This is a genomic window from Bacillus sp. CZDM1 (assembly GCF_055502545.1).
Map to the genome: position 1 here is coordinate 300,191 of NZ_JBUESO010000005.1, position 14,015 is coordinate 314,205.

The 14,015-nt window shown below is 37.9% G+C and carries 10 protein-coding genes; all 10 read left to right on the forward strand.

Annotated features, from left to right (window positions below; translation table 11 throughout):
- Nucleotides 1-220: 220 nt before the first annotated feature.
- The 10 genes from ACY3XC_RS14180 (at nt 221) to ACY3XC_RS14225 (ending at nt 13,997) form a co-directional block, all read left to right on the forward strand.
- Nucleotides 221-2,671, forward strand: a complete 2,451-nt coding sequence (locus tag ACY3XC_RS14180; RefSeq protein WP_464869128.1) for an alpha-mannosidase — start codon at nt 221-223, stop codon at nt 2,669-2,671.
- 81 nt (nt 2,672-2,752) lie between these two features.
- A complete protein-coding gene (locus ACY3XC_RS14185) occupies nt 2,753-4,060 on the forward strand; it encodes an amylo-alpha-1,6-glucosidase (RefSeq protein WP_464869129.1) in 1,308 nt (435 codons plus the stop codon).
- Nucleotides 4,061-4,491: 431 nt separating this feature from the next.
- Nucleotides 4,492-5,517 (forward strand): LacI family DNA-binding transcriptional regulator, encoded by a 1,026-nt coding sequence (locus ACY3XC_RS14190; protein ID WP_464869130.1) that lies wholly within the window; start codon nt 4,492-4,494, stop codon nt 5,515-5,517.
- A gap of 99 nt (nt 5,518-5,616) precedes the next feature.
- A complete protein-coding gene (locus tag ACY3XC_RS14195; RefSeq protein WP_464869131.1) occupies nt 5,617-6,501 on the forward strand; it encodes a carbohydrate ABC transporter permease in 885 nt (294 codons plus the stop codon).
- 59 nt (nt 6,502-6,560) lie between these two features.
- Entirely contained in the window at nt 6,561-7,454 is an 894-nt protein-coding gene (locus tag ACY3XC_RS14200) for a carbohydrate ABC transporter permease (RefSeq protein ID WP_464869132.1), read from the forward strand.
- A gap of 201 nt (nt 7,455-7,655) precedes the next feature.
- Nucleotides 7,656-8,939, forward strand: coding sequence for an ABC transporter substrate-binding protein (locus ACY3XC_RS14205; protein WP_464869133.1), 1,284 nt, complete (start codon nt 7,656-7,658; stop codon nt 8,937-8,939).
- 77 nt (nt 8,940-9,016) lie between these two features.
- On the forward strand, nt 9,017-10,273 hold the full coding sequence (locus ACY3XC_RS14210; protein ID WP_464869134.1) for an amidohydrolase family protein: 1,257 nt from the start codon (nt 9,017-9,019) through the stop codon (nt 10,271-10,273).
- A gap of 5 nt (nt 10,274-10,278) precedes the next feature.
- Nucleotides 10,279-12,300: a hypothetical protein gene (locus tag ACY3XC_RS14215; RefSeq protein ID WP_464869135.1), complete on the forward strand. Its 2,022-nt coding sequence runs from the start codon at nt 10,279-10,281 to the stop codon at nt 12,298-12,300.
- 99 nt (nt 12,301-12,399) lie between these two features.
- Nucleotides 12,400-13,065, forward strand: coding sequence for an aspartate/glutamate racemase family protein (locus ACY3XC_RS14220; protein WP_179156357.1), 666 nt, complete (start codon nt 12,400-12,402; stop codon nt 13,063-13,065).
- 11 nt (nt 13,066-13,076) lie between these two features.
- On the forward strand, nt 13,077-13,997 hold the full coding sequence (locus tag ACY3XC_RS14225; protein WP_464869136.1) for a class II fructose-bisphosphate aldolase: 921 nt from the start codon (nt 13,077-13,079) through the stop codon (nt 13,995-13,997).
- The last annotated feature ends 18 nt before the right edge of the window (nt 13,998-14,015 follow it).

Genomic DNA, 14,015 nt, shown 5'->3' on the forward strand with positions numbered 1-14,015 from the left:
AGTGTAATTAGTATTTTATTTTTCTTAATGGGGGGATATACTCTATATCGTAAACTTAGTTTATTGGATATACAAAGTTAAAGTAGGATGTTATAATGAATCCAAAAAATAAGGTAAGTCTTTTTTATTTTTTTTGTGAAGGCGGTTTCAAATTAAAGATGAGACATTATTTGTTTTTAACCATTGAGAAGATGGAAATTGGAATTGGAGGCATTCAACTATGAAAAGAATGTTTATGATTGGAAATGCACATCTCGATCCCGTATGGCTTTGGCGCTGGCAGGAAGGTTTTCAAGAAGTGAAGGCGACATTTCGTTCAGCACTCGACCGTCTAACTGAATATGAGATATTTATTTTTACATCAAGTTCTGCTGCATATTATGAATGGATTGAAAAAAACGATTCAAAAATGTTTCAAGAAATCAAGCAAAGAATTCAAGAGGGCAGATGGATTATTTGTGGCGGCTGGTGGATTCAGCCGGATTGCAATATTCCAAGTGGTGAATCATTTGTCCGTCAAGGGCTGATCGGCCAGAACTATTTTAAAGAAAAGTTTGGGGTTACTGCGACTGTTGGCTACAATGTTGACAGCTTTGGTCATAATGGAATGCTACCGCAAATATTAAAGAAATCCGGAATGGATTCTTATGTATTTATGAGACCGGGGCCAGAGGAAAAAGGGCTGCCGGGCCGGTTGTTTTTATGGGAATCAAAAGATGGTTCACGTGTAAAAGCGTTCCGTATTCCCTTTGAATATTGCACCTTTGACCATCTAGAAAATCACATCATGCATTGTAAAAATGAACTTAAGCATTCTTTCAACCATCTTATGTGCTTTTATGGTGTTGGTAATCATGGAGGCGGGCCGACAAAGGAAAATATCGAGATTATTGAAAAACTAAACCAAACGATGGAAGATACTAATCTTATTCTTAGTTCACCAAATGAATTTTTTGACCATGTAGAGGGTTTTAAGGAAACTCTCCCGGTTGTCCATGATGATCTGCTCCATCATGCGATTGGTTGTTATTCTGTTCATTCCGAAGTAAAAAAGCTAAATCGCTATTCTGAAAATCTTACCTTAATGGCTGAGAAGTTTTCCTCGGTTGCCAACTGGACGACAGGTCAACCGTATCCAGAAGACATGAATCAGGCTTGGAAGGGAATCTTATTTAACCAATTCCACGATATTTTAGCGGGGACAAGCATTTCAGAAGCATATGATGATGCTAGAGATTTATTTGGCGAGTCGATCAGTATTGCATCAAGAAATATGAATTACGCCCTACAATCGTTAAGTTGGAATATAGATATCGAAGAAGAAAAAGACATGAAACCAATGGTCATCTTTAATCCTCATTCATGGCCGGTAAAGGTAAATGTTGAAATTGAGTATGGGCTGTTTGTGAATTATTTATTGCCTGAAGAATTCATTATTGAAGATGTTCATGGAAATGAAATGCCGTACCAAATCATTGATTCTGTTGCGAAAATACCGAATCGAAAAAGAGCTGCCTTTTTGGCTGAGCTTCCGCCATTAGGATATAGCACGTATAAACTTCGTGCGGTTAAGCCGACAAAAGAGTTTGAATCTGTAAAAGTAACCGATCACGAAATGGAAAACGACCGCTTCAAGCTTGTGATTGATAAAGAATCTGGTGGAATCAGCAGTTTATTTGATAAAGAGATGGAAATCGAAGTGTTCAAAAGTGATGCTGCTATCCCTTATGTCATGAATGATTCTTCCGATTCATGGGGACATGGGAAACTTCGCTTTGATGAAATCGCCGGTGTCTTCAAGCCAATCCGGATTAAAAAGCTGGAAGAAGGTCCGGTAAAAGGAGTTATCCGGGTAACGTCTAAGTTTCAATCATCCACTATTGTCCAGGACTTTATCATGTACAAAGAGTTGAATAAGATTGAAGTGAAAGTGAAAGTAAATTGGCAAGAAAGTTACCAAACGTTAAAACTCAAGTTTCCAGTAAGTTTTAATCAACGGCATGCAACTTCTGAGATTCCTTTTGGGCATGCATCAAGGGAGGCAAACGGAGATGAAAAGCCAATGCAAAATTGGATTGATGTAACAGGCACGATTAGCAAACAAAGGAAAGATATATATGGTTTAAGTCTTCTTAATGACGGCAAATATGGTGTCGATGTAAGTGGAAATAGTATCAATTTAACGGTTCTAAGAAGCCCAATTTATGCCCATCATGCTCCATTCGTACCAGATCCGGACGAGGATTATCCGATTATTGATCAAGGGATTCAAACCTTTACCTACCAATTGCTGCCACATGAAAATAGCTGGCAAGAAGCCGGAAGTGTTAAGCATGCATTAGAACTGAATCAAAAGCCGCAGCTCATTGTGGAAACCTATCATAAAGGTTCTTTAGCACAAGAAGATTCATTTATTGAGATTGACCAGCACAATATTATTCTTTCTGCTTTAAAAAAGGCTGAAAATCATGATGATTTAATTATTCGTCTTTATGAAGCCCATAACCAAGAAACTGTAGTCAACGTGGATTTGAAGAATTGGGGCAGGAAGATTAAGCTGAAATTTGGACCATCTGAAATTAAAACGTTATCTATCCCGAAAAAACCCGAGGAGCCAATCAAGGAAACGAACTTAATCGAAGATCTTGAGAAATCTTTGGTGACTGTGTGAAGAACTACTCTCTGTTAGATTAATAGGTTTAAAAGCAAGGAAATGAAATATGTAACTAAAGTCCAGTGGGGAGAGACTGATATGGTAGAAAATATAGTAGAATTAGGCAGAGAAAAAGCTGAAAAAATATTACTGAAAAATGGTGGAGAGCTTGGACTGCTTGGCTCAAGTACCGCCTATCAACAGGTTTGGGCAAGGGATAGTATGATTTGTGGACTGGGCCTTCTTGTCTGTCAGGATGATATCGGCCCGAGCATTCATCGCTGTTCATTGGAAACCTTGGGACGATTTCAAAGTGAACTAGGAAAGATCCCCCATAATGTTGGTTTTCCGAATGTAGCTGATCCTGCGTTAATCGCCCATGGCGGGAAGCTCGATGATGAGAGTGTAAAAGGACAAGCTGTTGAGGATTCGATTCATGCAGGCTGTGTGGATGGAAACCTTTGGTATATCATAGGCCATTACTCATATTTTATGGAAACGAGGGACAAGGAATTTTTAGAAAAATGGTGGGGCAATTTAGAAAAAGCATTGCTTTGGTTACGCTACCAAGATTCAAATGAGTGCGGCTTATTAGAGGTCCATGAAGCGATGGACTGGGCGGATTTATTTGCAAACCGATACAATGTCCTTTTCGATAATGTATTATATGCTGCAGCCTGGAAGTGTATGGGCCATATGGCAGAAGCATTAAGCCTTCCTTCCAGTTATTATTATGAAAATGCAAGAGATGTTAAAGAGAAGATTAATATTCTATTGTGGATTACGCCAGAAAATCAGGAAAAAATGGACTGGGTTAAAAAGGAGCGTAAAGAATGGCTTTATCCCATTAAGCGGGTGGAAACAGAACTTGTGGAAAGACCATTTTATCTTCCATATATGGGATTTCGTGATTATGCAGACCGGTTTGATACGCTAGGTAATTTGTTAGCAATCGTTTTTGGGATTGCGGATGAAGAAAAGGCTAATAAAATCCTCGATTATATCCAGGGGTGTGGAATCAATGAACCTTTTCCGGTACAAGCCTTATATCCTGCTATTCGCGAGGGTGAAAAGGATTGGCGCGACTATTATCGGGTTCGCAATCTTAATTTGCCACACCATTATCATAATGGTGGCTCATGGCCTTTCATTGGCGGTATCTATGTCGCTGCACTTATTCAAGCGAAAAGATTTGAAGAAGCTGAGTTTCAACTAGGAAAACTGGCAAGCATGAATAAAGCAGGTAAGAAAGCTGAGTGGGAATTTAATGAATGGTTCCATGGTCAATCAGGGCGTCCGATGGGATTTGCAGGACAATCGTGGTCAGCCGCGATGTATTTGTTTGCGGAGAATGCGGTAAAAAATCAAAAGGTAAACATTTTTAATCATGAGGATGAATGGAAGTAATTTCGGCAATAATCGAACCTTATCGGATATATTTTAATAGAAAGTCGAATAATTGTTTGACAGAAGTATAAAGATACCATAAAATTTAAATATACAAATAATTCTTACACCAAACTAGGAACGTTCCTAGTTTTCCTGGTTTTCCCAGTAGGATGCGTACAATATCCTGCTGGGTTACCAAATTAACGATAGCATTAAGGGTTGTAAAAAAATTTTTTTGTTAATTGAAAACGGTTTCTATTCTTTTGGTAGTAGGAACTCTATTCTTTCGTAAAGTGAATTTTCCTAAAAAGTGAGCATTATTCTACTAGGATTGAGGAACGTAGTTGAGCAACAGCGTTTAATTAAAGGAATGATTTGGTTTTATCTATTTTGGGAACGTTCCTATTTATGAAAAGAAAAATATTAAACTAAAGGAGAGGAGGGCAATAATGAATCCTACAATCAAAGATGTGGCTAAACTTGCCAATACATCAAAAAGCACTGTCTCTCGTTATTTGAATGGTTTACCAGTAAAAAAGGAAACAGAAGAGGCTTTAAAAAAGGCGATAAAGGAATTGAACTATCACCGTAATGAAAATGCTAGAAGGTTAGTTAGAAGTAAAACACAAACCATTGGTATTGTGGTTGACAGTATTACGAACACTTTTTATCCATCCATATTCAGAGGAATTGAAGAGGTAGCGAAGGAAAAAGGTTTTAATTGTGTGTTCTACAGTATGACCTCAAATAAATATAAGGAGTCTTATTTTCAAAATTTATTTTTTGAAGGACATGTTGATGGAATCATTATGATTAGCTTCAGAAAAAGAGACAAACAAGAATTAGTTGAAATAGCAGAAGCTGGTTTCCCAGTTGTCGTTTTTGGAGATTCTGCTGGTGTTCCGAATGTCATTTCGGTAGATGTAGATAATTATTACGGTATTGCTGAACTTGTTCGCTACCTTCATCGTATTGGACACCAAAAAATCGCCTATATTTCAGGGCCAGAGGATGCTGCGGCCACAAATTGCCGCTTAGCAGGTTATCTTGAAACAATCGGACAACTAGGATTAGAAGTCAATCCAAGCTGGATTGTTACTACTGACTGGTCGAATGAGGGTGGTTATCATGCGATGAATCAGTTACTAGCTGACGGAGATTTCACTGCGGTTGTTGCTTCCAATGATGAAACAGCAATTGGGGCATTAAGAGCGTTTCAAGAGCGAGGATATCATGTTCCCACTAATTTTTCGATAACGGGTTTTGACGACATCACTTTGGCGAGCTGGGTATATCCATCATTAACGACAGTAAAACAGCCATTTATGCAAATGGGCATGAAAGCAGCAACGGAATTATTTAGCAGGATGGAAACTGGAGAAGAGTACCCAGCAAAACGCCATCTTTTAAAACCTGAATTAATTATCCGTGACTCATGCAGGAAAATATCTGAGCCGATTTCTAACTTAAAATAAGTCGAGTTCCTAGATTAATAGACTTTACTCAAATGACATTGAAAAATCCAAAGAAAAATAGGAAAAGGTGGACAAAAAAGTTTAAAAGGCTGTGAAAACATGAGAAGTTCTTCTATTAATAAATCAAAATATGGATTCTATTTTGTGCTGCCATACTTCATTACATTTCTTATTTTTGGTTTAGTGCCTATTATCTTCTCGCTTTATTTAAGCTTTACGAAGTGGGATGGGTTTTCAGACCCCGTGTTTGTAGGATTAGATAATTATTCACGATTACTCCAAGATATATTCTTTTTTAAAGCGATAGGAAACACATTAATCATCTGGATTTTATCAATCGTTCCCCAATTGTTACTTGCATTAGCGTTAGCCATGATCCTGAACGAAAAGTTTATTAAAGGGAAGCATTTCTTTCGCGCTGTGTTCTATTTCCCTAATATCGTTACACCTGTCACACTAGGGGTTTTGTTCAGCTTAATGTTTGATTGGCAAACAGGGAGTGTTAATAAATTTTTGATGGGAATTGGGCTTATTGATGATCCAGTAAACTGGTTTAACAGCCCTTGGCTTTCAAGGTTTATTGTAGCAGGAGTGATTATGTGGCAATACTTTGGATTCAATATGCTAGTCTTTATCGCTGGTCTTCAATCGATCTCTGAAGAGTTGTATGAGGCAGCTAGAGTTGATGGAGCTTCGAAATGGGATATTGCGACTAAAATAACATTGCCTTTATTAAAACCAGTTCTATTATTTACATTTATTACTTCCGTTATCGGTGGTCTTCAATTGTTTGATGCGCCGTTGATGCTCGGAAATGGACCGGATAATTCGACACTGACGATGGTGATGTACTTATTCCAAACGGCTTTCCAGCGCTTTGATTATAGTTATGGAGCAGCGATTGCATATGCAATCTTTATCATTATCTTGTTCTTCTCAATAATTACAATGAAGTTTTCGAAAATGAACAAAGTTGAACAGTAAAATATCTTTTTACTTTAGAAAAGTAGGAGACTTTCAGCTTGGAATGAAAGGGGATCCTTATGAAAGCTAATGATAGTATTGTAGAAAAAAATATTTCCTTTAGCAAAAGGAAATCAAAAAAAGAGTTTAATGCAAAAATATTCTTAGGTAAATTTGCAGTATACTTCTTGCTGATTGCAGTTGCCTTCACCTGTCTGCTGCCTTTTTACAGTATGATGGTCACTTCTTCTCACGCAAATTCAGATATTGCAAGGAAGCTGCTGCTCGTTCCTGGCGGTGAGTTTATCGAGAACTATAAACGTTTAATTGATACCGTGCCAATTTGGAGAGGCTTTGTAAATACCGTGTTTATTACTGTTACTTCAACTGTATTGAACTTATATTTCTCCGCTTTAGCAGGTTATGGTTTTTCAAAATATAACTTCAAATATAAGAATATTCTTTTCCTTGCTGTGTTAGGGACGATGATGATTCCGGGGCAGTTAGGTATTATTGGTTTTTTCAAGTTGATGGATAGCTTCCAAATGTTAAACACCTATTGGCCGCTCATTCTTCCATCGATTTCAAATGCATTTGGTATCTTCTTTATGAAGCAAATGTGTGATTCTAGTATCCCAACAGAAATTCTAGAATCAGGTAGAATCGATGGCTGCGGGGAGTTAAAAATTTTCCACCGTTTAGTATTGCCATTGCTAATGCCATCGCTCGCAACATTGGGAATCTTTTCATTTATTGGAAAGTGGAACGATTTCTTAACACCAATGATTGTTCTGTTCGATAATGAACTGCAGCCGCTGCCTGTCATGATTGCAATGGTAAAATCACAATTCTCAACAGACTTTGGAGCCATGTATGTAGGAATTGTTATATCAGTTATTCCAATCTTAATCTTCTTCTCGATTGTTTCTAAGAAAATTATCAGCGGAGTTACAGCAGGAGCATTAAAAGGGTAATCCTTCTTAAACTAATGGGGGTGATGTGAAAAATACATAAATTAAAAACTTCAGTGAAAGGATGAACCATCCATCACTGAAGAATATAGAACTTATCAAACTCGATTAAGTGTGAAAGAATTGACGGTCTTAGGCACTAAAAGAGAACGATAAGAAAAACAATAGACGTTAATTATACCAAAAAAGGGGCTGTACATCTATATGAAAAAGTGGCTTTCAATCCTATTAGCTTCTGTTCTTGTTCTAGCATTATTTGCAGGATGTTCTAACAATGAAAATACAAATGCATCTGATGATAAAAAAGGTGATAGCAATAAAGTAGAAGGTAAATTAACAATCTGGACATTCTTTGGACAAGTTGAAGATATGGCCAAAGAATTTGAGAAAAAGTATCCAGATGCAGAGGTTGAAGTGAAAATCTTCCCTGGCGATCAATATCAAACAAAGCTTCTAAATGTGCTTCAGTCAGGTAAAGGTGTACCCGATATTTTTGACTTAGAAAGAGCCTATATTGACAAGTTTATTAATTCTAAGTATGCAGCGAACCTATCTGATATGGGTGCTGAAGATCTTGTTAAAGATTACGTTCCGTATGTAGAAGCATTAGGCAGAGATAGTAAGGGTGATGTACGAGCGATTTCTGACCACTCTTCACCAGGTGGATTCTGGTATATCAAAGAAAATGCTAAAAAATATTTAGGAACTGACAACCCAGATGAAATCAGTGCCATGGTAGATTCATGGGATAAAGTTATTGAATTAGGTAAGAAAGTGAATAAAGACAGTAATGGACAGGTTCATTTAATTTCTCATTTTGGTGATGTATACAATGTTGAAGCCTATCACGCCAAGCCTTGGGTGAAGGATGGAAAATTAACGATCGCTGATAGCTGGAAAGAGAATTATGAAATTCAAAAAGAAATCTTTAATAATGACGTTGATGCAAAGCTTGAATTTTTCTCAGCAGGCTGGGGAAATGCCATCAATGATGGAAGTGTTGTATTAAATGCAATGCCAGCTTGGGCAGGCTTCATGGTTGATAACAAAGATGATAGCGCAAAAGATAAATACGGCGTGGCGAAAACTCCAAAAGGATTCTACATGGGTGGGACATACCGTTCAATCTATGAAAAGTCAGAAAATAAAGAGTTAGCATATAAGTTTATTGAATTCATTGCAGGTGAAGAATGGCAGCAGCACAACCTAGAAGCAACAGGAAATATGCCAGGATTATTAACTGTTTATGAAAAGAACTTAGAAACATTCAAAACTCCAATGTTTGGTGAGCAAAATATTTTAAAGCCATATTACGAAATGGTGAAGGAAATTCCTGGAACTAAATCAGACAAGTATGGTGAAGAAGTGTTAAGTAAGTGGAGAAAAGTAGCAGGACAGGGAATCAAAGATAATGCTGATATTAATGAAGTGATTAAAAACTTCAAAAAAGAAGTACAGAACTCATTCCCTGAACTTAAGGTTGATTAATTAGCAAGTTGTAAGAGTTAAGGATGGCTTAATGTATTCTTTTAAGTCATCCTTTCATCTTTGAGAGGAGCAGTATAATGAGTAGTATCCATGAAGAAATTAACAAAATTCGCATTATCGATGGCCATGAACACATTGATCCGGTGGAAATTCGAAAAAAAAATAAAGTGGATTTTTTTGGTCTTCTTCATTATTTAGAGTCAGACTTAATAACGGCTGGAATGAAACGCGGTATCTTAAGCAATAATTCACCATTAAGTGTTGAAGAGAAAGCTGAACAATTTTTAACCTACTATCAAAAAACAAAAAATACAACTTATGCACGTACTTTAAATACAGCTGTACAGGACTTATATGGAATGGAAGAATGGTCTGTTAATAGCATATTATCCTTAAATGAAAAGGTAAGAGGTGCTACAAATGATGATCATTGGTATCCGAAAGTGTTAAAGGAAAAGTCGGGTATTGATTTGGCTATTACACTAGCTTATACGACGAATGTTGATTTTTCTCTTTTTCGTCCAGTCATGTTCTTGGACTACGCATATAAATTGAGAACAATTAAGGATATACAGGTAATTGAAAGGCATTCAGGAGTGAATGTTCATACATTCCAGGATTATCTTCATGCTGTTGATGCCTTATTAAATAAATTTGTCTCTGAAGGGATGGTTGCGACAAAGCTCGGACATGCCTACTGGAGAACGCTTAAATCGTCGAAACCAACATTATATGAAGCGGAAAAATGTTTTAATCGCTTGCTTTCTTCGTTTTTAGACGAGCCAATGTCGCAGCAGGAAGCGATTGTTTTACAAGATTACTTGATTCATCATATTATCCAAGGATCAATAAAACATGATTTACCGATTCAGATTCATACAGGACATCATGAAACCAGTGTTTCGGGGAATGGCAATATTATTACAAACTCAAATGTTACCGATTTAATTCCACTATTACTTGCTTATCCTGATGCAAAATTTGTTTTGTTACATTGCGGTATTCCATACCACCAAGAATATTTGAACATTGTGAAAAACTATCCGAATGTATATGCAGACTTTACATGGGTTTATATCCTTTCTCCTACAATTGCGAAACAAATATTGCATCAAATGATTGAAATGGTTCCGCAAACAAAGATCTTTGGTTTTGGAGGAGATTACAATTTTATTGAAGGAACCTATGCTCATCAGAAGCTCGCCCGTAAGATTGTAGGAGACGTTTTAGTCGAAAAAGTACAAGACCAAATGTTAACAGAAAGTGAAGCGGTTGAATTTGCACAGCGAATTTTTAGAGATAACCTGCTAGAATTTTACAAACTAAAGGTGTGATTTCCTTGAGTACTATTATTAACCTTCATCATAATGAAATTGAAGTGTATTCATCAGAACGAAAGAGCAATAATGCTTTTCTAAAACTGTTATCACTGCTTGAAATATATAACGGTGAACAGACAGTAGAGGATATCCAAATAACAGAAGTTAATCAGGTGGATGACAGCTTCCACGTGTCGGGCGAAGGGGAGTTATTCTCTGTTCAATCTGAGTGGAAACCTGACCAAGATGGCAGTCATTATATACAGGTTGACTTAAACGTTCGCTACAAGCAGGAGGTTTCAGGTGATTTTGGATTACAGTTTAAAGCCGAATTAGCAGGAAACGGAAAGCCGACTTGGATGATTCCCGGTGCCTTTTACAAAGAGAATCGTTTTGAGCATAATTCCAGGCAATACCCAAGATATGATTACCGTGATGGCAATCATGAAGAAATGGTATCTGATCACTGGTCCTTTCGAGCAGACCGTGCGGCACTTCCAGCCATTTTTGCTTGGAATGATGAGATGTGCGGTGCTTTTTGTGTAGAGGAAATGTCTGCACTTGGGTTGACAGGTTTAGGGTTTAAAGGAAATGAATCTGAAACTTCCATTTGGGTGAATTTTCCTTATAAAGAGGAACCGGTCACATTTGTTGGGCAGCCAATTCCTGAGCCAAAGGATATTTCTTTATATACCTTTAAACCAGGTGAAAGTGTCACTTTGCGAGTGAAAATCTATACAGGCTCAGCTGATTTACATTCCTATGATCCTTTCGTGCGTGAAATCTATAAGCAGCATCAGCAAGAGTATGCATTAAATCCGTGGATTGGACTTGAAGAAGCAGCAGAATTAACCGCACATGGCTTATATCGCTGGCATTATATGCCTGAACATAGGATTCTAGCAGAAACTGCTGCCTTTGACCGTGAGTTTAATAACAATGTAAAAGGAATGGGAGACCGCCCCCATATGCATGTCGGCTGGGTCAGCGGGGCACCGTACGCCTACGCATTACTAACATATGGAAGAAAAAATGGGATAGGGCAATATGTGGATGCCGCAATCGATGTTATAAATAATATTGCATCGGCACTCGCCCCGAGTGGTACGTTTTGGGCGTCATGGGTGCTCGGAAAAGGCTGGGGAACTGGCTGGAATCCGAAAAACACTTGGCTGCAGGCAAGAACGGTTTCTGAGGCAGCCTTGTTTATGGTTCGTGCCCTTTCCTTTGAGAAACAGTTAGGATATAGCCACCCTGATTGGGAAAAGGCTGTAACCTCTAATTTGAATTTTGCTGTAGAACGCCAGCGTCCTGATGGAAATTTCGGTTCTTATTACCACTGTGAAACGGGAGAGGTCGAAGAGTGGGACGGTGCAGGAGGTATTTTATGGATTGCCTCTTTATTAGAAGGAAGTACATTTTTTCAAAAAGAAATATATCGTGCTGCAGCAGAAAAGGCAGGCCATTATTATGAGAGATTTGTGGTAGACGAATACATCTATGGAGCGCCAGAAGATGTCCATTTAACACCAACATCTGAAGATGCTTATAATGCCGTGGTCGCATATGTATTACTCTATGAAAGTGATAAAAATGAAAAATGGTTAGTGCTTGCAAAATCTGCAGCAGATTGGTTAATGACTTTCCGTTGGACTTACAATCTAGCATTTCCAGAGCATACATTGCTGAATCAGTACGACTTCCGCTCTCGTGGTGCTGACCAAGCATCGCCGTCTAATCAGCATTTACATAATTATGGACTGTTTTGTGTGCCAGAAATGCTGCGTTTATGGAAATATAGTGATGATTCCTATTACTTGGACCGAACACGAGATCATATCGCTTGTTTCTTGCAATTTATTGCGAGAAAAGATGGTGATTTTAACGCCTATAAAGGAATGGTCACTGAGCGTTTTTATAATACGAATTGCTTTCAGCCGAAGGGAATGATGTTAACACTATCTCATTCCTGGTGTGTTGGTCTAGTGCTCTATGCTGCCCAGGAAGCATTAACTTTTAATAGCGATTTGAAGCTATCTTAATTGAAAATTCAATTAGCCATCCTGGTCAGCCATGATGGTTAGTTGAGTTTACTAATATCGGCAGTAGCTATCTTACTATCAAATTGGAGGGATGAAGAGATGAAAAAGAAGCTTGCGATTATCCATACGACTCCAGTCACCATTGAGCCGTTAAAGGATTTAGCCCAGAAAATGATTGGAGAATGCGAGATTGTCAATTTAGTAGATGACTCCATCCTCCCGCAGCTAAGTAAAAATGGCGGGAATATCAATGAAATTGCTGAACGCTGGGAAAGTTATGCCAGGGTTGCACATGGGCAGGGGGCTGATTGTATATTGAATGCCTGTTCTTCAATAGGAGAACTTGTTTCCTTAACTCAATCAAAAATAGCAATACCAATCGTCCGCATTGATGACGCGATGGCAGAATATGCAGTAAATGCTGCATCAAAAATTGGGGTTGCGGCAACTTTGGAAACGACGCTAAAACCGACCTTAGAATTGTTAAAACAAAAAGCAGCACAGAAGCAGAAAGCAGTTGAGTTTCAACCTATTCTAGTTGCATCCGCCTATCAGAAATTAATGGCAGGCGATAAAGATGGTCATGATTCGGACCTTTCGAAGGCTTTACGTGAATTAGCAAAAACAGTAGATATCGTCGTACTAGCTCAAGCATCAATGGCAAGGGTTGTTTCTACTTTTCCGGCAGATGAGCAGCGCCATTTTGTAACGAGTCCCGAGCTAGGTATGGAAGCAGTGAAAAACACCTTACAAACTATTAAATAAAAGGAATGATAATGATGAATCAAGTAAAACCAGCTAATGTACTCCCATTAACCGAAGCGTTAAAAATGGCAGAAAAATTTCAATATGCAACAGGTTCGTTTTCACCACGTTATACAGCAATGATTAAACCAGTTTTACAAGCAGGACAAAAAACAGCTTCACCACTTATTGTTCAAATCTCACAAAAAGAATTAGAACGTTATGGAATTACACCATTTGAATTTGCGGATGAGTTTTATAAACAAGTAGAAACTTTAGCGATTACAGTCCCCGTTGTTTTACATTTAGACCACACGAAAGAATTAGAAGTGATTAAGGATGCAATCGAAGCTGGATTCACATCTGTCATGATTGATGCTTCAGAAAAACCATTTGACGAGAATGTAAAAATTACAAAAGAGGTTGTGGAATATGCTCATGCAAAAGGAGTATCTGTGGAAGCAGAACTTGGCATGATTGGTACAACCGATTTTATTGAAACAGATAAAGATGAAGAATTATATACTGATCCAATTGAAGCAGCTGAATTTGTTAAACAAACAGGTGTCGATGCCTTAGCGGTATCATGCGGAACAGCACATGGTGTGTACATGGTTCGTGAACCAAAGGTTGATTATGACCGTTTAAGTGGTATTCGTGCGTTAACACCTGTCCATTTAGTGCTTCATGGCGGATCCGGTGTACCGAGTGAAATGATCCATAAATCATTTCAGCTTTCAAACGGCGGTGTAAGTAAAGTAAATATTGCCACTGACCTAGAGCTTTCTTTGTTAAAGGCAATCGGACTAGAAGAAAGAATGACCAATGTTGAATGTAGGCTATTACCATTAGATGAATTGCAGGCAGGTCAAAATGCTGTCGAAGAAACGGTATCAGAAAAAATCACTCAATTTTTATTAAGTGATAATAAAGCATGTCATTTCAACCAATAACAAAAAGAATCAACAGAT

Coding starts and splice junctions, on each gene's coding strand:
- ACY3XC_RS14190 (WP_464869130.1), top strand. CDS start 4,492: ATGAATCCTACAATCAAAGATGTGGCTAAACTTGCCAATACATCAAAA.
- ACY3XC_RS14185 (WP_464869129.1), top strand. CDS start 2,753: ATGGTAGAAAATATAGTAGAATTAGGCAGAGAAAAAGCTGAAAAAATA.
- ACY3XC_RS14195 (WP_464869131.1), top strand. CDS start 5,617: ATGAGAAGTTCTTCTATTAATAAATCAAAATATGGATTCTATTTTGTG.
- ACY3XC_RS14205 (WP_464869133.1), top strand. CDS start 7,656: ATGAAAAAGTGGCTTTCAATCCTATTAGCTTCTGTTCTTGTTCTAGCA.
- ACY3XC_RS14180 (WP_464869128.1), top strand. CDS start 221: ATGAAAAGAATGTTTATGATTGGAAATGCACATCTCGATCCCGTATGG.
- ACY3XC_RS14220 (WP_179156357.1), top strand. CDS start 12,400: ATGAAAAAGAAGCTTGCGATTATCCATACGACTCCAGTCACCATTGAG.
- ACY3XC_RS14225 (WP_464869136.1), top strand. CDS start 13,077: ATGATGAATCAAGTAAAACCAGCTAATGTACTCCCATTAACCGAAGCG.
- ACY3XC_RS14210 (WP_464869134.1), top strand. CDS start 9,017: ATGAGTAGTATCCATGAAGAAATTAACAAAATTCGCATTATCGATGGC.
- ACY3XC_RS14200 (WP_464869132.1), top strand. CDS start 6,561: ATGAAAGCTAATGATAGTATTGTAGAAAAAAATATTTCCTTTAGCAAA.